Below are 18,489 nucleotides of genomic sequence, written 5' to 3'. Positions count from 1 at the left end.
TCACGGCGACTCACGCCGAAAGCTCTTCCCGCAGCGCGTCACGCAAACGAGCCGCCCGCTCCGCGACCTCGCCCGGCCCCAGGGTCACCGCCCGGTCGGCCCACCGCTGGCCCTCGGCCAGCTCCCCACGACGCGCGTAGACCAGAGCCAGCCGCAACGCCGACCGCCCGTGCCCGGCGTAAGCCGCCCGCGTCCACCACACCGCGGCCTCCGGCTCACTCCCCTCCCGAGCAAGCAGCAGCCCCAGATTGAACGCACCGTTGCGCGACCCGGCCTCAGCGGCCGCCCGGTACCACCGAGCCGCCTCCACCACGTCCCCCCGGGCCGCCGCCATCATCCCGACGCGCACCTGCGCCCGCCGATGCCCCTGAGAAGCCGCGCGCTCGTACCACTCCTCGCACTCGGTCTTCTCGTGCACCTGCTCCCCGAGCTCATGCGCGGGCTCCGGCGGCCGCCGGGCATCCAGCAGCGTCGCCAGCCGATACGCCCCCTCCGCACTGCCACCCCCGGCCGCACACCGCAGATGCCGCTCAGCAGCCGGCTCGTCCCCGTCCCGCAGCCGAGCGATCCCGACCTGCAGCGCCGCCTCGGTGTGCCCGGCCGCAGCCGCCCGCTCGTACCACCGCAGCGCGGCCCGCTCCTCACCCCGTCCGGCGTGGAGGATCCCCAGGTTGAAGGCCGCGTCGACGCTCCCCGCCTCCGCCGCCTTGGAGAACCACGGCTCGGCACCGGTCGCGTCCCCGCCCTGGAGCAGCAGGATCGCCAACGCGTTCGCCGCCTCCCGGTGCCCGGCGTACGCCGCGCGCCGGTACCACTGCTCGGCCTGCGCGGTGCGCGCCTGCTCGGCGCAGAGCAGCCCGAGGTTGTACGCGCCGTTCACATCACCGGCGTCCATCGCGGCCCGGTACCAGCGCTCGGCGGTCTGTTTCTCCCCGCGCTCGGCGTGCAGCGCGCCCAGCGCGTTCGCCGCGTTGCCGTCGCCGTCCTGCGCGGCCCGCAGCCACCACACGGCTGCGCTCTCGCTGTCCCCCGCGTCCCGGAGCAGGAACCCGAGCGCACAGGCGGCCCGCGCCTCCCCGTCCTTGGCGGACGTCAGATACCAGCGTCCGGCCCCCTTGAGATCCCCGCGCTTCTCCAGGATCGCCCCGAGGTGCAGCGCGGCCCTGCGGTGCCCGCGCGCGGCGGCCTGCCGGTACCACTGCTCGGCCTCTTCCAGCACCGGCTCACTCGCGGCGACACCGTTGTCGGCCCCGTCCTCGCCCAGCCGCGTCGCCTGCCGGTCGAGCGCGCGCGCCAGCCGGTACGCGGCCTCCCGGTGCCCACGCTCCGCCGCTGCCCGCATCCACTGCTCGGCCTGGGCGTCGCTGCGGTGCTCCAGCAGATCGGCGAGCGCGTACGCGCCCAGCGCGTGCCCCTGCTCGGCGGACTGCCGCAGCCAGTACTCGGCGGCGGGCTCGTCGCCCCGCTCACGGTGATGACGTCCCAGCGCGTGCGCGGCCGCGGCCGACCCGGCGACGGCGGCGATCCGCCACCATCCTGCGGCCTCGTCGGCATAGCCACGCTGGTGCAGCAGGACTCCCAGGTTGTTGGCGGCGGCCCGGTCCCCGGCGGCGGTGGCGGCACGCAGATGGGGCTCGGCTCCGTCGAGGTCACCGCGGCGCAGCAGCATGGCCCCGAGGACGCTCATCGCCTCGGCGTCCCCGGCCTCCGCGGCGAGCCGCTGCCGCGCCTCCTCGACGGCCTCCCCCGTCTCGTCCTGGTCCGTCGGCCGGCCGAGGGCGAAGTCGCCCTCCGGCTGCGAGAGATCACCCACCGGCAGGGAGGCGCCGTCCGTCGGCAGCGAGGCATCGTTCTGCGGCTGCGCGAAATCGCCCGTCGGCTGCACAAAGTCGGCAGGCTGCACAAACCGCCCTGTCTCCAACAGAGTTGCCTTGTCCCCCATAACGTCCATCGTCGCACCACCTGCAACCTGGGTACACCTGGTATACCGCAGCCAGTGAGGTCACTTCAGCGTTTTGTCGACATGCCCACAGAGAGACAAGTCAAACACAGTTCTCCCAACTCCCCACGGCGGCGTGGCCGTCCCGCCCTTCGGCACATGCGTTCGCACACCACGAAGGCCCGGATCCTCTGGAGGATCCGGGCCTTCGCTGTCGTACGAAATACTCGTCGACTTCAGTAGCGGGGACAGGATTTGAACCTGCGACCTCTGGGTTATGAGCCCAGCGAGCTACCGAGCTGCTCCACCCCGCGTCGTTGTTCTGCAACCGTATCACGACGCGGGGTGGGCTATTTGATCAACCGTCGTCCCTAGGTGCCGGTGGGACTGCTGGTCGGGCTCGGACTTGCACTCGGACTCGCACTGCCGCCGCCGTCGCCGCCACCGGTCTTGTCGGCCTGCGCCTGCGCGTCCTCGGCCCGCTTCAGCGCCTCCTCAAGGTCCTCCTGCGCCCGGCCGTACGCCTCCCAGTCACCCTTCTTCAGGGCTTCCTGGCCGGCCTCGAAGGCCTTCTGGGCGTCGTCGAGCGCTTCCTGGACCGTCGGGTTGGTCGAGGTCGGCGGAGGTGTCGTACCGCCTTCCTCTTCGCCCTCGTCCGGTGGCTCGGTGGTCGGGCCCTCCGCTCCGAAGACCTTGTTGAGGGCCTCGCCGAGCGTGTCCTCGAAGGCTGTGGTGCCGCCGTAGGACACCAACACCTTCCGCAGCAGCGGGTACTTGAGTCCGCCACCGCGGACGTAGACCGGCTCCACGTAGAGCAGTCCGCCGTCGAGCGGGACAGCCAGGAGGTTGCCGTACTCAACCTCCGAGTCGCCACCTCTCAGCAGTCTGATGGTCTCGGCGATGTTCTGCTCGGAGTTGAACTGGCTCTGGACCTGACTGGGGCCGTTGACCGTGGTGTTGGTCGGCAGTTTCAGAATTCTGATCTTGCCGTAGTCAGTGGTGCCCGCCTCGGCGTCGACGGCCATGAAGGCACTGAGGTTGTCCCGGCCGTTCGGCGTGAACGTCGTCGTCAGCGAGAACGCCTGTGCCGTCTGGTCCGGCATCTTCATGCTCAGGTAGTACGGCGGCACCGCGTTGCCCGACTTGTTGGTCGGGTCATCCGGCACCTGCCAGACCTCGCTGCCGCTGAGGAACGTCGTGGCGTCCTTCACGTGGTAGCGGGTGAGCAGCTCGCGCTGGACCTTGAACAGGTCCTGCGGGTAGCGCAGATGGGCCATCAGCGACTTCGAGATCTCGCTCTTCGGCTCCACCGTGTCCGGGAACGCCTTCATCCAGGTCTTCAGGACCGGGTCCTGGGTGTCCCACTGGAAGAGCTTGACCTCGCCGGTGTAGGCGTCGACGGTCGCCTTCACCGAGTTGCGGATGTAGTTGACCTGGTTCTGCTGGGCCACCACCGCGCGCTGGTTGTTGCCGGCGGTCAGCGAGTCGGCCGTCGTGTCCCCGAGGGTCGTGCGGGACGAGTACGGGTAGCCGTTCGTCGTCGTGTACGCGTCGACGATCCACTGGATACGGCCGTCCACGACCGCCGGGTAGGCGTCACCGTCGATGGTCAGCCACGGGGCGACCGCCTCGACGCGCTCCTTGGGCGTGCGGTTGTACAGGATCCGCGAACCGTCGCCGATCGCACCGGAGTACAGGATCTGCGGTTCGCCGAACGCCACCGCGTACGCGGCCCGGTTGACGGGGTTGGAGAGGCTGACGCCACTGTCGGCCTGGTAGCTGTAGGTCTTCTCACCGCTGTCGTCGGAGTAGTCGATCTCCTTCTGGGGACCGCCGACGATCGAGTACATGGTGGTCTTCTCGCCGTAGTAGACCCGCTGCTCGTACGTCCCGAGGTCGCCCTTGGACGGCAGGTCGGACTCGGTGAAGTCCGGACGGCCCTGGTCGTCGGCGTTGGTGCCCTCGGCGGCGACCACGCCGTAGCCGTGGGTGTAGCGGAAGTGGTCGTTGATCCAGTTCCGCTTCGGGATGCCGTTGAGGTTGATCTCACGCAGACCGATGACCGTGTCCTGGTCCTTGCCGTCCTTGGCGTACCGGTCGACGTCCAGGTTGGTCGGGAACGCGTAGTAGTTCCTGATCTGCTGGAGCTGCTGGAACGTCGGCGACACGATGTTCGGGTCCAGGATCCGGATGCTCGCCGCGGCGTCCACGTCGTCGCGCAGCTGGGTCTTGTCCTCGGTCGTACTCGTGCCCGGGTACTCGGTGACCTTGGTGCCGTCGATGCCGTACGCCTCGCGCGTCGCCTTGAGGTTCTTCGCGACGTACGGCGCTTCCTTGGCCTGCTCGTTGGGCTGGACCTGGAACTTCTGGACGATCGCCGGGTACAGGCCGCCGATGAGGATCGCGGAGAGCACCATCAGGCCGAAGCCGATGACGGGCAGCTGCCAGGTGCGCCGCCACAGGGTGGCGAAGAACAGCAGGGCGCAGATGACGGCGATGCAGAACAGGATCGTCTTGGCCGGCAGATAGGCGTTGGCGTCGACGTACCTGAGGCCGGTCCAGTTGTCGGTCGCCTTGAAGTCGCTGGACTTCACCGCCAGTCCGTACCGGTCGAGCCAGTAGGCGACCGCCTTCAGGGCGACGAAGATGCCGATGAGCACCGACAGATGGCCGGTGGCCGCGGCCGTGGCGCGCGCGCCGGGGCTGGTGATGCGCAGCCCGCCGTACAGGTAGTGGGTGAGCGCGGCGGCGATCACGGACAGGATCGCGGCGGCGAAGCCGAAGCCGAGCAGGAACCGGTACCAGGGCAGGTCGAAGGCGTAGAAGCCGACGTCCAGGTGGAACTGCGGGTCCTTCTCACCGAAGGGCACGCCGTTGACCCACATCAGCCAGGTGCGCCACTGGCTGGAGGCGGAGGCACCGGCGATCAGGCCGACCAGGGCGGTGATCGCCAGCAGCAGCCACTTCTTGTACGGCGCGATGCCCATGCGGTAGCGGTCGAGGCTCTGCTGCTCCATCGACATGGCGCTCAGCGGCGGGCGCAGCCGGTGGGCCAGCCAGATGTTGAAGCCGACCGAGAGGGCCATCAGCAGACCGAAGACGAAGAACAGCCCGATCTTCGTCCACAGCGTGGTCGTGAACACCGACGAGTAGTTCACCGACCGGTACCAGAGCCAGTCCGTCCAGAAGCCCGCGAACATGGTGAAAGCCATGCCGAGGACGGCGAGGACGCCCAGTGTCATGAGCAGCGTCCGGACACGCCGGGACGGGCGGCCCACTCTGATCCGTGGCCCGGTCGGGCCTCCGCCGCGGTCCGGCATCTGGAAAGCCAAGGTTCGCACCCCGAGGTTCGCTGTTGATCCGTCAGGCCCGCGTCTTCGTGGACCCTCCGTGGCCCCCCGTGATCGTGGGCCCACACCTATGCAACTTACTCACCGTTTACTCAGTTCCCGATTCCGCCCAGGAACGAGGCAGGATTGTGACCATGTCCAACACTCCCATGGCGGCGAGCCCGCTCACCCGGGCCGTTCTCGAGATCGACGAGTACGCCTCCGGCCTCGGCTGGGACCAGCCCGCCCGCCTCTTCGCCCTCGTAGACACCGCACGGCTGCGGGCCCAGGAACCCGGCCTCGCCGCCCAGCTCGGCCTGGGGGACGAGCAGGAGTCCTCCGGCCTGACCCCGATCGAGCAGGACGAGATTGAAACGGGCAAGGCGCTCGATGAGTTCCTCGGCACCATCGCCTGGCCGGACGCGGTGGTCGGCTGCGCGCTCACCGTCGAGCGCCTGATGCTGCCCCCGTCCGCGGAGGCACAGGTTCCGCAGGGACTGAGCGACGGCAAACTCGCGAAGTGGGTGGCCGAGCACCCCGACCGCCAGGAGGTCCGCATGACGGTCGCGGTCCTGCGCGACGGCGCGCGCGAGTCGGCCCTGCGCCTGCGCGAGAAGGACAGCCCGACGGAGGTCCTCACCGGCCCGGACCTGGTTCCGGGACTGGCGGAGGCCCTGGCGGCGACGTTCGAGGACTGAGACCTTCCGGTACGACGACGGGGGCGCCCTTGAGGTGAGGGGCGCGCCCCCGTCGTCGTACCCCGTGCTGTGCCTCAGCTCTTGGTCGTGCACTTCGGCAGGTCGGCGGTGTCGCCGGAGCGGACGTCCTTCAGGGCGCCGAGGGCGTCGTCGATGGTGTCGACCTTGACGAGGGTGAGCCCATCGGGGACGTCTCTGGCGGCGGTCGCGCAGTTGTCGGCGGGCGTGAGGAAGTACTGGGCGCCCTTTTCGCGCGCGGCGATGGTCTTCATCTCGATGCCGCCGATGGGGCCGACCTTGCCGTCGTCGTCGATGGTGCCGGTGCCGGCGACGAACTTGCCGCCGGTGAGGCTGCCCGGGGTGAGCTTGTCGTAGAGCCCGAGCGAGAACATCAGGCCGGCACTGGGTCCGCCGACGTCGGCGAGCTTGATGTCGATGGTGAACGGGAAGGTGTGGTCGGTCCCGGCGGAGATCCCGACGATCGCACGCTTCTCGCTGCTGTCGTCGGACTCGGCGGTCCGGATGGTGACCTTCTCGGTCTCCGTCGGCGTCCGGCGCTCCTTCTCGGCGGCGGCCCGCTCCTTCGCCGGCACGATCGTGAAGACGACGTCCTGGCCGGGCTTGTGCTTGGTCACCAGCTCGGCGACGTCCGCGGGCTCCTTCACCGCCGTACCGTCGACGGCCTTGACCACGTCTCCGGCGTGCAGCCTGCCCTCGGCCGGCGTCCCCTTCACCACGGTCGAGACGATCACCCAGCTCTGGACCGGGATGTCCAGCGCCTTCAGGGCGGCGACCTTGGCGCTCTCCTGGGACTGGCTGAATTCCTCGGCGTTCTCCTGGGTCGACTGCTCCTCGGTCTTGCCGTCCGGGTAGAGGGTGTCGTGCGGCACGACCTTGTTGTCATGCGCGAGCCACCCGTAGACGGCCTCGACGAGGTTCATCCTGTAGTCGGCGCTGGTGACGCGGACGGTGGTCATGTTGAGGTGCCCGGTCGTCGGATAGGTCTTGCGCCCGGAGATCTGCAGCACCGGCTCGCCGTCGTGCTCACCGAGGGTGTTCACCGTCGGCCCCGGGGACATCTCCGCGTACGGCACGGGGATGAAGACTCCCGCGCACAGGAGCGCGATCAGCATGAGGGTGGAGGCGAGCATCGTCGCGGTGCGGCGTGGCATGCCACGACAGTACGGGACACTCCTGTCAGCGCCCCGTCAGGGCCGTCTGACGGTGAACCTTCAGGACCGTTTCCGTCAGGGCCGCGTCGGGGCCGCGAGCCCCGGCCCGCGGTCACGAGCGGGAGGTGGGCCTCTCCATGGCCTCGCGGAACCGGGCATAGCCGTCGAGCTCCGGTCCGTCTCCCCGGGCCTTGCGGGTCCGGTTGGCCCAACTGCCCCACAGACCGGCGCCGATCGCAGCCACAAGCGGAATCAGCAACCAGGCGAGCGCCGCCATGCCGTCCTCCCATCCCCAATGAGTGACCGCAACTGACTGATCAGCAGATTAACCGTTGGCACTGACAACGCTCACGGCAGGGGTGCGGTTACGCAACCGGAGTGGGGTGGATGGGGGTTCGAGGGGACCGCGCGGCGGGCGGAGGGAGGCTGTCGGGCCACTCGGCGGGCAGGGTGCGCGAGCGGGCGGCTCGGCAGGCGGACGTCCGGGCACGCCGCACAGCAGGCAGATGTCCCCGCAGGCCGCTCGGCAGGCCGAACCAGCCGGGCGGGCCGCTCAGCAGGCGCCCACCCACTCCTCGGTGCCGTCCGAGAACTTCTGGTGCTTCCAGATGGGCACCTCGTGCTTGAGGTCGTCGATCAGTTTCCGGCAGGCCTCGAAGGCCTCCCCGCGATGGGGACAGGAGACGGCGACGACGACGGCGAGATCCCCGACCGCGAGGTCTCCGACGCGATGCACGGCCGCGAGCGCCCGCACCGGGTACTCGGCGACGACCTTCTCGGCGATGCGGCGCATCTCGGCCTCGGCGTTGGGGTGGCACGAGTACCCGAGCTCGTCGACGTCGGCACCCCCGTCGTGATTCCGCACAGTGCCCACGAACAGCGCGGTCCCACCGGCAGCATCGTCCCCGACGGCCCGGAAGACCTCGTCCACGGAGAGGGCCGTCTCACGAATGGCGATGAGCTTCACGGGTTCCTGAGCGCCCTGCTCACCGGGGTGATCGTTGGTAGGTGCCATGACCCCATCGTGCCCCACGCGCGCGAGGACGGGGAATAGCGTTATCGCCCGGCACGCGCGCGTGCGGCTTGGAGCCTCCTACAGGCCACGAGCGGGGCGGCCCCCGCACCGGGGCCGCTTTCCCGGATCTCTCAGATCCGCCGCCGGGCCTTCCGCGCCCTCCGCACCACCGCCGCCGCGCCGAGCAGGGCGACCGTCGCTCCCGCGGCCCCGGCCGCCGTCGCGTCCTTGCGACCGAGCCGCCGCCCGGCGACCGTGTGCCTGCCGGAGACCTCCTCCAGCAGCTCCGCGAGCACTTCCTCATTGGTCCACTGCGGCCGCCACCCCGCGTCATGGAGCCGGCTCCCGCTGACCACCCAGGGGTACATGGTGTAGGCCAGGTCCCCGGCCGGCGAGGGTGTCAGTCCGATCCGGTGCAGCCGGGCCGCCGCGCCCAGCGCGACCGCCGACGGCAGCTCCATGCGCCGGATCCCGCTGAGCTCCTCGACCTCCTCCTGCTCCAGCCAGCCGTCGCAGCCGACGGCGAGCTCCCCGTCGACCTTCTCCAGGACGGCGTACTCCAGGGCGCCGCACAGATCCTCGACATGGCAGAACTGCCAGGCGGGCCGCGAGCCGGCGACCACAAGGAGCCGCGGTGACTCGAAGTACCTGGTCAGCGCGGTGTCGGTGCCGCCCACCAGCACGGCCGGCCGGACGACGGTGACATTGAGCCCCGGGTGCGCCCGGGGCGCCCTGCGCGCGAGGCGCTCGATCTCCAGCAGGTCCCCGACCCCGGTGGCCTCCGCCGTCGCGCGCAGCTCCGCGTCCTCGGACAGCGGCAGCTCGTTGTCGGGCAGCGCCCCGTACACCATCGCGGAGGTGCACAGCACGACCCGGTGGATCCCGGCCGCCGCCGCGGCCGTCAGGACGGTCTGCGTCCCCCGGACGTTGTAAGCCGTCCGCGCGGCGGGATCCGTCTCCAGATCCAGGTCGAGCGCCAGGTGCACGACCACGTCGGCGCCCCGCAGCTTGTCCGCGATGGCCGGATCCCGCACGTCCAGGATGTGCCACTGCGCCGCCGCGCAGTCGCCGCGCCGCTCGTCGATGGCGACGACCTGCTTGACCTCGTCCGACGCGACGAGCCGCTCGGTGAGCAGCGCGCCGATCCCGGACGCGGCACCGGTCACCGCGACGACGGGCCCGCGCGCGGCGGGAGGGGTTGACCGGTTTCGCGCTGCGCGAACCTGCGGATCAGGGGAACTCACCGGGCGTCTCCAGCGGTTGTCTTCAGTACGAACGCGAGCGACGCGTCCGTACCAGGTGGCATCCATCCTGCCGCAGGCCGAGAGTCGGCGAAGCACCGAGGCCCGAACGGCTCGCGGTGTCTACGCTGGGTGGTGTTATCGGGCAGTCGCGCCGCCGGTGCCAACCGGTGGCCTTACCAGCCGAGGAATCCCGTGAGTGACACCCCATTCGGATTCGGCCTTCCGCCGGAGGAGCCGGAAGACGGCGACGAGGGCAAGAAGAAGGACCAGCAGAGCGGCGGTGGTCAGGGACCGGCCAATCCGTTCGGTTTCGGCGGGCTGCCCGGTGCCGGGGGCTTTGGTGGCCCCGGCGCGGACAATCCGTTCGCTGCCATGTTCGGTTCGCTGAACCCCACCGACCTGGGCGCCGCGTTCCAGCAGCTGGGGCAGATGCTCTCCTACGAGGGCGGCCCGGTGAACTGGGACATGGCCAAGCAGATCGCCCGCCAGACGGTCTCCCAGGGCACCGCGGACGGCACCAAGGACGCGAGCGTCGGCCCCGCCGAGCGCACCGCCGTCCAGGAGGCCGTGCGCCTGGCCGACCTGTGGCTCGACGACGCGACGTCCCTGCCGTCCGGCGCGGGCACCGCCGTCGCGTGGAGCCGCGCGGAGTGGGTCGAGGCGACCTTGCCCGCGTGGCAGGAACTCGTCGACCCGGTCGCCGAGCGTGTCGGCACCGCCATGGGCGACGTCCTGCCGGAGGAGATGCAGGCCATGGCCGGCCCGCTGATCGGCATGATGCGCTCCATGGGCGGCGCCATGTTCGGCACGCAGATCGGGCAGGCCGTCGGCGTCCTCGCCGGCGAGGTCGTCGGCTCGACCGACATCGGCCTGCCGCTCGGCCCGGTCGGCAAGGCCGCGCTGCTGCCGGTGAACATCGAGACCTTCGGCAAGGACCTGGGCGTGCCGAAGGAGGAGGTGCGGCTGTATCTCGCCCTGCGCGAGGCCGCCCACCAACGCCTGTTCGCGCACGTGCCGTGGCTGCGCTCGCACCTGTTCGGCGCGGTCGACGGCTACGCGCGCGGGATCAAGGTCGACACGGCCAAGCTGGAGGACGTGGTCGGACAGTTCGACCCGCAGAACCCCGAGCAGCTCCAGGACGCCCTTCAGCAGGGCATGTTCCAGCCGGAGGACACGCCGGAGCAGAAGGCGGCGCTGGCCCGTCTGGAGACCGCTCTGGCGCTCGTCGAGGGCTGGGTGGACGCGGTGGTGCACGCGGCCGCGAAGCCCCGCCTGTCGTCCGCCGACGCGCTGCGCGAGACCCTGCGCCGCCGCCGCGCCTCGGGCGGCCCGGCGGAGCAGACCTTCGCCACGCTGATCGGCCTGGAGCTGCGCCCGCGCCGCCTGCGGGACGCCTCCCGTCTGTGGGCTTCGCTCACCGACGCGCGCGGTGTGGACGGCCGCGACGCCCTGTGGGCCCACCCGGACATGCTGCCGACGGCCACCGACCTGGACGATCCGGACGGCTTCGTGCACCGCGAGCAGATCGATTTCTCCGAGCTGGACAAGATGCTCGGCGAGGCGGCGGGCGGCGGCACGACCGGGAAGCCGAACCTGAAGAAGGACGACGACTCCAAGGGCGACGACACCGAGTGAGCCTGTACGACGACGCGGTCCTCGTGCTGAAGGGGTACGAGGACCAGGAAGAGTTGCGCCAGGCCTATCTGGATCACCTCGCGGAACACCCGGACGGCATGTGGAAGGCCTGCGAGGACGGGCACATCACGGCGAGCGCGCTGGTGATCGACCCCGCCCGCGAGCGGGTTCTGCTGACCCTCCACAAGAAGCTGCGCATGTGGCTGCAGATGGGCGGTCACTGCGAACCCGGTGACACCACCCTCGAGGCGGCGGCGCTGCGCGAGGCCACGGAGGAGTCCGGCGTCGAAGGGCTCACACTGCTGCCGGGCGGCCCGGTGCGCCTCGACTGGCATCCGATCCCGGCACCGTGCCACTGGCACTACGACGTCCAGTACGCGGTCGTGGCCCCGCAGGATGCCGTTCAGGCGATCAGCGACGAGTCGCTGGACCTGCGGTGGTTCGCCTACGACGAGGTGGCGGACGTGGCGGACGAGTCGGTCGTACGACTGCTGGAAGCGACCCGCGCCCGGCTGTGAACGTGTAAGGGGCGACCGTCATTGGCGGTCGCCCCTTACGTCTGCCGTCCGGACGGTGCCGCCGGCTCAACTCCAGACGTTGCCCTGGTTCTGCCCCCGGGCGCCCTGCTGCCCCATGCCGTACTGCGCGGCGAGGCCCGAGCCGATTTGGGCGTTCTGCGGCGGCAGCAGCTCACTGGGCTGGACGAGCGCGTAGCCGGTGCCCATGAAGCTGAGCTCCCAGCCCTCACCGGTGTTGCCGCGGCGCCGCCACACCCCGGAGGAGTGCGTCTGGGCCTGCATCTGGACGCGCAGGCCGGTCGACCAGGCGACGATCGCGTCGGCGTCGCAGTTGACGTACTTGTCGGGCGTCACCTGCATCATCAGCGGCATGCCGGACGTCATGAGCGCGACCTTGCCGCGGCCGGTGATGTTGAGCTGGTACTTCCCCGAGCCGGAGATGCCGTAGAGGCTGTCCACGGCGATGACCTCGTGGTGCAGCGAGGAGTCCATCGCCAGCACATAGCTGCTGTCGACCGTCAGCCCGTCCTGGTCGACGTCCACCAGGTGGACGTGCTGCTTGAGGTTGGCGAGGTAGACGGTGCCCTGTCCGTGACAGCGCATCAGGTCCAGACCCTCGCCCGTCCGGGCACGCGCGCGCCCCTGCTGGTTGCTCTGGAACTCGGCGTCGAACTCGACGAGTCCCTGGTAGGCGACCATCGTGCCCTTGCGGGCGAGGATGTCGTCGTGGCCCTCCAGGGCGACGCGGAGCATCTGCTTGTTCTGCAGGCTCCAGCGGTCCTGGGTCTGCTGCTCGTTGTAGGCGAAAATCGGGCTCTGCATGGCGTTTCTCGTTCCCCCTCAGCCCCGGACCCGGAGACGGTCGGTGCTGTCCTCGCTCGGCTGGACGACGACGATGCCCTGGCCGGAGAAGGCCATCTGGTAGGCCTCGCCACTGCCCCGGCCGATGAGGGACTGCGCCTTGAAGCTGCGCTTGCCCTTCACCTTGAGGTTCGGGGACCAGGCGACGAGTGCGTCCGGGTCGACGTACGTCTCGTCCTCACCGCCGCCGCAGTCGACGACGATCGGCTTGCCCCGGGAGGTCAGCGCGACCCAGCCCTGCCCGGAGATCTTGGTGTTCCACAGGCCCTGCCCCGCGAACTTCGCCAGGCCCTTCACCCGCTCCACGCCCCACGTCAGATGAGCGTCGAAGGCGAGCAGGTTTGTGGCGTTGACGGAGATTCCGTCGCCGTTGAGGTTGATGACGACGACATCGGCGCCGTAGTCGGCGAGGTAGAGCAGACCGTCGCCGGAGCACTTCATCAAAGGCGCTCCCTCGCCGGTCATCCAGTCCTTGGCGATCTGGCGCACGGCCGGCGGGTTGGGCTCGTACTGGACGAAGCCCTCGTACGCGACCATGGACCCCACGCGCGCGAAGAGGTCGTTCCCGGTCTGCATGGCGACCTTCAGCATGTGGTTGCCGTGGTTCTCCATGCGCGCGGTGACGGGTGCGGGAGCGTAGCCCGCGAGCGGCTGGTTCATGACGGGCTCTCCCTCAGATCTCGTACGGCTGGACGACGATGAAGTTGCCGGGCGCGGCCCGGAACTGGAGGTTGACGCTCTCGCCGGTGTCGCCGGGGTAGGCGTTGCGGCGCATGCGCACCTGGCTGGAGACGACCACCTGGGCGGCGGACGACCAGGCGACGACGGCGTTGCAGTCGGCGAAGGTCGTGGGCGTGACCGGCAGCACCACGGGCGTGCCCTGCGTCTTGACGACGATCGTGCCGGTGCCCGTGAACTGCATCGTGAACAGCGCGCCACCCGGGATGCCGTGGCCCTCGATGCGGCGGACCTCGTACTGGAGGCTCTCGTCGAAGGCGAGGACGTTCTCCGCGGAGACGCAGATGCCGTCGCCCTGGAGCTCGATGGGGTGCAGCATCGCCGAGTTCTCGGCGAGGAAGACCTGGCCCTGGCCGGTGCAGCGCATCAGCTGCATCTCCTGGCCCGTCGCGTTGCCCACGATCCGGCCGGCGAACCCGGCGCCCTTGTAGCTGAAGTCGACCTTGCCCTGGTAGAGCACCATGCTGCCCTGCCGGGCCAGCACGGGCTGCCCGCCGATGCCGAGGTCCACCCGGACCAGCTTCTTGTTCTGCTGCGTCCAACGCTGGCCGGTGGGCGTCTCCTTGAACTGCTGGAGCGCGGCGGCCACACCGGGGCCCTGAGGTGTGCCTTGCGGTGCACCCTGGGGTGCTCCGTAGGGGGCCGGCTGGCCGGGGACCTGGCCGTAGCCAGGGGGCGCGGTCGGCTGGCCGTAGCCGGGAGGCGGCGTGGGGGCCTGCGGCGCCTGGGGCTGGGCGTAGCCGGGGGGCAGCGGGGCGGTGGGAGCCGCGGCCTGGCCGTACGGCGCCTGCTGTCCGGGCTGTCCGTACGGCTGCTGCTGACCCGGCTGGCCGTAGGGCGCGGGCGCCGGGGCCGGGGGCGGCGGGCTGCCGCCGGGCGGCGTCACGGGCGCGACGATGGTGGGCTGGGCATGTACCGACGGCGCGGGGGCCGGGGCCGGAGGCGGCGGGTTGGAGCCGGGCGGGGGCGCGAAGCCCTGCGCCGCGGGCGCGGGCGCCGGAGCGGGAGCCGGGGCGGGCGCGGGAGCCGGGGCCGGGGCGGCGGGGGCACCGAACGCGGGCGGCGCGGCGGCCTGGGCCGGCGGTGCGAAGCCGGGAGCGGCACCGGTCTGCGGCTGCTGCGGGGCGGCGGGCGCCTCCTCCTCGGCGACCTCGCCGCCGAAGTTCCTCAGCAGCGCGTCGAGGCCGCCGTCGAAGCCCTGTCCGACCGCGGCGAACCGCCAGACGTCCTTCAGGTAGAAGTCGCCCAGCATCACGGCGCGTTCGGTGGAGAACTCCGAGCCGTCGAAGGCGTACCGGGCCACCTCCTCGCCGCCGGCGACGATGCGGATGTACCCGGGGCTGATCTGCGACATCTGTCCGGCGCCGTCGATGGTCGCCGTGAAGGACAGCTTCTGGATCTGTGGGGGGATCTTGTCGAGCGTGACCCGGAAGGACTCCGTGTCACCGGCCTGGGCTCCCAGGAGCTGGATGGACTCCTCGGGGGACTTCGGCTGGTTGAAGAAGACGAAGTAGCGGTCGTCCGAGAGCCGTTCGTCGGCGTCGAGACCGAAACAGCTGATGTCGAAGGTCAGCCCGGGGCCGGAGATCTGCACACCTACGTACAGATCCGTGCCCGCGGTGAGGTCACTGATCCTGGCCTTGTGGCCGCGTTGGAATTCCCTGGCCATGCGTAACGACCGTCCCCCATCCCGAGTGTGAGTGCGTCGCGCCAGGCTAACGGCAAACTCGGACATCGGACGAAGCCGGTACAGACCCGGTACACAACGCCCGCCCGGCCGGATCGGAAGCACTGCCGGCGGGGGTGCCTCAGGGTGCGGTCACTCTCCGCGCGCACCGGGAACATGGGGCAGCCGCTCGGCGGCGACCACGCCTTCCAGGTAGCCCTTCGCCCGCTCGGTGCGGGGGTATGCCTCCAGCAGCCGCCAGAAGCCGGGCCCGTGACCGGGCACCAGGAGATGCGCGAGCTCGTGCAGGAGGACGTAGTCGACGACGTACTCGGGCATGCCCTGCAGACGGTGCGAAAGACGGATGCTGCCCTCGGCCGGAGTGCACGAGCCCCAGCGGGTGTTCTGGTTGGTGACCCAGCGGACCGAGCGGGGCCGGGCGCGGCCATCGAGGTACTGCGCCGACAACTGCTCCGCACGCTCGGCCAGTTCGGCGTCCCCGAGGACCTGCTTGCTCTCCTGGGCGGCCAGCTTGTCGAGCATGACGTTCACCCAGCGCTTCTCCTCGGCCTCGGACATCCGGGCAGGGATGAGCACGACGGTGCGATCGCCCTCGCGGTACGCCGAGACCGTCCGGCGGCGCCGGGCGCTCCTGCGGACCTCGATCGCGCTCGCCCCCGAGGCTCCCTGTGGCGGGCTCGTCGTACTGCGCTGTGGCGTTCCGGCGCGGTGCAGTGGGTCGGCGGACACGCCCCGACGTTACCCGCTGCACACAGGGGAAGTCCCGCCTCCGGAACGGTTCGATGCCGATCCCCCGCCAAGCGCTTGATTTGTACGACGAATATCCACCACCTGTGGACAACTTTCGACGCCGGGCGCCGCGTCGGGGCATGCTGACAGTCGCCGACGGAGCTGCGACCGAGCTCCACCGGCACAACGGGGATGTTCCACGACGGCTACGGGGGCCTGTTCATGCAAGCGACGACTTCGTCTGTTTCGGCGACTTCAGTGCATCCAGCAGATTCGACCCATTCGATGCATTCACCGCATTCAGCATGCGCGACGCACTCCGCGGATTCGCCGGTTCCGGTCGCCCCACTGGTGAAGCCCGGGCTCAGGCGAGGGTGGCGCGACCTCAACACCGTGCAGTTCGGGATGACTCCGGCGCACGCGATGACGGTGGGTCCGATGGACACGGCGACCGGCAGTTTCCTCGACCTGCTCAACGGCACCCGCGGCCTGGAACTGCTGCGGGAGGAGGGCCGCCGAATGGACCTGCCGGACGGCCATGTCGACGGGCTGGTGCGGCGACTGGCGCGGGCCGGACTGCTCGACGACGCGAAGGGCGGCGGACCGGCCGCCGACACCCTGCGCCGCAAGCGGAATGTCCTGGACCGGCTGCGCCCCGACCTGGCCTCCCTGTCCCTGACCACATCCGAGCCCGGCGAGGCGATCGGCCGCCTGGCCGCCCGCCGCTCACTGCGTGTGCAGGTGAGGGGCGCGGGACGGGTGGGCGCGGCGGTGGCCTCGCTGCTGTCGGGTGCGGGCGTCGGCGAGGTCGACGTACGCGACGTCGGCCGTGTCGAGCCCTGGGACGTGGCACCCGGCGGACTGCCCGTCGAGGCGGTCGGCGACCGCAGGGACGAGGCGGCGCGGCGGGCCGCACGCCGCTCGGCACCGGACCGCCCACCGCGCCGGGCCCCCGGGCCGTCCCATGGGGAGGACAGTACGGGCCACTCCCTGGTGATCATCGCCCCGCGCGACGACGTCGCCGTGCACGCGCCTGCCCCCTCCGCCGCCGAACCCCTCATCGCTTCCGGTACGCCCCATCTGTACGCCGGTGTCGTGGAGGGCACGGGCGTCGTCGGCCCGCTCGTCCTGCCCGGCGAGACCGGCTGCGCCGGCTGCCTCGACCAAGGGCGCACCGATCGGGACCCGGCCTGGCCCCGCCTGGTCGCGCAGTGGCGCTCCGGTTCCGGAAGGGCGCGCCAGGTACCGCCCTGCGATCTCACACTGGCCACCACGGTCGCCGGGCTGGCGGCCGCACACGCCCTCGCCTTTCTGGACGGCCACGTTCCGTCGAGCGCGGGTGCACGCTGGGAAGTGTCCCTCCCCGGTCTGAACTGGCACGCCCGGCCGGTGTGGGCGCACCCGGCGTGCTCCTGCGGCGCCGCGGAGAAAGGTGAGGGAGAACACCCCTCCGAGTTCGAGGAGTCGCACGAGACAATGGCTGAGCAACGGCCGTCGAACGAGTTGAGCCGTATGGCAGAGGCGGAGCGGCCGGCTGGGACCTGGAGGGCGCATGTCTGATCTTCCCCGCAAGGCGGTCACCCGTACCGCCAAGCTCGCCGCGCTTCCCCTCGGCTTCGCCGGGCGGGCGACGTGGGGACTGGGCAAGCGGATCGTCGGCGAGTCCGCCGAGATCGTCGGCCGTGAGCTGCAGCAGCGCACCGCCGAGCAGATGTTCAAGGTGCTCGGCGAGCTCAAGGGCGGCGCAATGAAGTTCGGCCAGGCACTGTCCGTGTTCGAGTCCGCCCTGCCCGAGGAGATCGCCGGCCCCTACCGCGCGGCGCTCACGAAGCTGCAGGAGGCGGCGCCGCCGATGCCGACGCGCACCGTGCACACGGTGCTGGCGGAGCGGCTCGGCGAGGACTGGCACGACCTGTTCCTGGAGTTCGAGGACAAGCCCGCCGCGGCGGCCTCGATCGGCCAGGTGCACCGGGGGGTGTGGCACGACGGCCGTGAGGTGGCGGTCAAGGTGCAGTACCCGGGAGCCGGCGAGGCCCTGCTGTCCGACCTGAACCAATTGAGCCGATTTGCCAGGCTTTTGGGTCCGCTGATCCCCGGTATGGACATCAAGCCGCTGATCACGGAGCTCAAGGACCGGGTTTCCGAAGAACTGGACTACGGCCTGGAGGCACAGGCCCAGCAGGTGCACGCGGAGGAGTTCGCCGACGATCCGGACGTCGTCGTGCCGGCGGTGGTCCACCAGTGCGAGCAGGTCCTGGTCACGGAGTGGATGGAGGGCGTACCGCTCTCGGAGGTGATCTCGGACGGTACCCAGGAGCAGCGTGATCGCGCCGGTCAGCTCCTGGCCCGCTTCCTCTTCTCGGGTCCGGCCCGCACCGGCCTGCTGCACGCCGACCCGCACCCCGGCAACTTCCGCCTCCTGCCGGGCGGTCCCGACGGCGAGGACGACTGGCGGCTCGGCGTCCTGGACTTCGGCACGGTCGACCGCCTTCCGGGCGGGCTGCCGACCCCCATCGGCGACTCCCTGCGGCTGACCCTGGACGGCGAGGCGGACACGGTCTACGAACTCCTCCGGGCCGAGGGCTTCGTCAAGGAGTCCATCGACCTGGACCCCGACGCCGTCCTCGACTACCTCCTGCCGATCATCGAGCCGGCCCAGGTCGACGCGTTCACCTTCACCCGCGGCTGGATGCGCAGCCAGGCCGCCCGCGTGGCGGACCCCCGCTCCCCCGCCTACCAACTGGGCAAGCAGCTCAATCTGCCCCCCGCGTACCTCCTCATCCACCGTGTGACATTGAGCACAATCGGCGTGCTGTGCCAGCTGGGCGCGACAGTACGGCTGCGTGAGGAACTGGAGGAGTGGCTCCCCGGGTTCGCGCCGGAGGGGCTGACGGATGAGGAGGAAGCTGCGGAGGCCTGAGGAG

General features: G+C 70.7%; 15 protein-coding genes and 1 tRNA gene. 5 read left to right on the top strand and 11 right to left on the bottom strand.

Annotation, left to right across the window (positions count from 1 at the left end; genetic code table 11):
* Positions 1-10: 10 nt before the first annotated feature.
* The 3 genes from IF78_RS0105525 to IF78_RS0105515 all read right to left on the bottom strand — a co-directional run bounded on the left by IF78_RS0105525 (position 11) and on the right by IF78_RS0105515 (position 5,259).
* Positions 11-1,951: a tetratricopeptide repeat protein gene (locus IF78_RS0105525; RefSeq protein WP_234439777.1), complete on the bottom strand. Its 1,941-nt coding sequence runs from the start codon at positions 1,949-1,951 to the stop codon at positions 11-13.
* Between the two features lie 228 nt (positions 1,952-2,179).
* Positions 2,180-2,253: transfer RNA gene (locus tag IF78_RS0105520), tRNA-Met, on the bottom strand.
* Positions 2,254-2,310: 57 nt separating this feature from the next.
* The gene (locus IF78_RS0105515; RefSeq protein WP_234439780.1) at positions 2,311-5,259 is read right to left on the bottom strand and encodes a UPF0182 family membrane protein; all 2,949 of its coding nucleotides are present in this window, start codon (positions 5,257-5,259) and stop codon (positions 2,311-2,313) included.
* Between the two features lie 164 nt (positions 5,260-5,423).
* On the opposite strand from IF78_RS0105515, the gene IF78_RS0105510 reads away from it, so the two are divergent.
* Positions 5,424-5,966, top strand: coding sequence for a PPA1309 family protein (locus IF78_RS0105510; RefSeq protein ID WP_031479388.1), 543 nt, complete (start codon positions 5,424-5,426; stop codon positions 5,964-5,966).
* A gap of 74 nt (positions 5,967-6,040) precedes the next feature.
* Here IF78_RS0105510 and IF78_RS0105505 read toward each other — a convergent pair whose 3' ends face one another.
* From IF78_RS0105505 to IF78_RS0105490, 4 genes are all read right to left on the bottom strand, one after another.
* On the bottom strand, positions 6,041-7,138 hold the full coding sequence (locus tag IF78_RS0105505; protein WP_031479386.1) for a YlbL family protein: 1,098 nt from the start codon (positions 7,136-7,138) through the stop codon (positions 6,041-6,043).
* A gap of 112 nt (positions 7,139-7,250) precedes the next feature.
* Positions 7,251-7,415: a hypothetical protein gene (locus IF78_RS48820; protein ID WP_167348303.1), complete on the bottom strand. Its 165-nt coding sequence runs from the start codon at positions 7,413-7,415 to the stop codon at positions 7,251-7,253.
* Positions 7,416-7,691: 276 nt separating this feature from the next.
* Complete coding sequence (locus IF78_RS0105495) at positions 7,692-8,153, bottom strand: molybdenum cofactor biosynthesis protein MoaE (protein WP_031479384.1); 462 nt, start codon at positions 8,151-8,153, stop codon at positions 7,692-7,694.
* Between the two features lie 131 nt (positions 8,154-8,284).
* The gene (locus IF78_RS0105490; protein WP_031479382.1) at positions 8,285-9,397 is read right to left on the bottom strand and encodes an SDR family oxidoreductase; all 1,113 of its coding nucleotides are present in this window, start codon (positions 9,395-9,397) and stop codon (positions 8,285-8,287) included.
* A gap of 192 nt (positions 9,398-9,589) precedes the next feature.
* Here IF78_RS0105490 and IF78_RS0105485 point away from each other — a divergent pair, with 192 nt between their 5' ends.
* Complete coding sequence (locus IF78_RS0105485) at positions 9,590-11,032, top strand: zinc-dependent metalloprotease (protein ID WP_031479380.1); 1,443 nt, start codon at positions 9,590-9,592, stop codon at positions 11,030-11,032.
* On the top strand, positions 11,029-11,550 hold the full coding sequence (locus IF78_RS0105480; protein ID WP_031479378.1) for an NUDIX hydrolase: 522 nt from the start codon (positions 11,029-11,031) through the stop codon (positions 11,548-11,550). The genes IF78_RS0105485 and IF78_RS0105480 overlap by 4 nt, the downstream gene beginning before the upstream one ends.
* A 66-nt stretch (positions 11,551-11,616) precedes the next feature.
* On the opposite strand, the gene IF78_RS0105475 is transcribed toward IF78_RS0105480, so the two are convergent.
* From IF78_RS0105475 to IF78_RS0105460, 4 genes are all read right to left on the bottom strand, one after another.
* On the bottom strand, positions 11,617-12,372 hold the full coding sequence (locus IF78_RS0105475; RefSeq protein ID WP_031479375.1) for an AIM24 family protein: 756 nt from the start codon (positions 12,370-12,372) through the stop codon (positions 11,617-11,619).
* Between the two features lie 18 nt (positions 12,373-12,390).
* Positions 12,391-13,071, bottom strand: a complete 681-nt coding sequence (locus IF78_RS0105470) for an AIM24 family protein (RefSeq protein ID WP_031479373.1) — start codon at positions 13,069-13,071, stop codon at positions 12,391-12,393.
* A gap of 13 nt (positions 13,072-13,084) precedes the next feature.
* A complete protein-coding gene (locus tag IF78_RS0105465; RefSeq protein WP_031479371.1) occupies positions 13,085-14,818 on the bottom strand; it encodes a TerD family protein in 1,734 nt (577 codons plus the stop codon).
* A gap of 150 nt (positions 14,819-14,968) precedes the next feature.
* A complete protein-coding gene (locus IF78_RS0105460) occupies positions 14,969-15,565 on the bottom strand; it encodes a M48 metallopeptidase family protein (RefSeq protein WP_078662317.1) in 597 nt (198 codons plus the stop codon).
* A 285-nt stretch (positions 15,566-15,850) separates the two neighbouring features.
* Here IF78_RS0105460 and IF78_RS0105455 point away from each other — a divergent pair, with 285 nt between their 5' ends.
* A complete protein-coding gene (locus tag IF78_RS0105455) occupies positions 15,851-17,125 on the top strand; it encodes a TOMM precursor leader peptide-binding protein (RefSeq protein WP_051827505.1) in 1,275 nt (424 codons plus the stop codon).
* On the top strand, positions 17,118-18,485 hold the full coding sequence (locus IF78_RS0105450) for an ABC1 kinase family protein (protein ID WP_031479365.1): 1,368 nt from the start codon (positions 17,118-17,120) through the stop codon (positions 18,483-18,485). Before IF78_RS0105455 ends, IF78_RS0105450 begins: the two co-directional genes overlap by 8 nt.
* The last annotated feature ends 4 nt before the right edge of the window (positions 18,486-18,489 follow it).

Origin of the sequence: Streptomyces bicolor (genome assembly GCF_000719285.1) — a bacterium.
GTDB classification, from domain to species: domain Bacteria; phylum Actinomycetota; class Actinomycetes; order Streptomycetales; family Streptomycetaceae; genus Streptomyces; species Streptomyces bicolor.
Note: the sequence above shows the minus strand (reverse complement) of the source record. Positions and strands in the feature narration are given on the sequence as shown.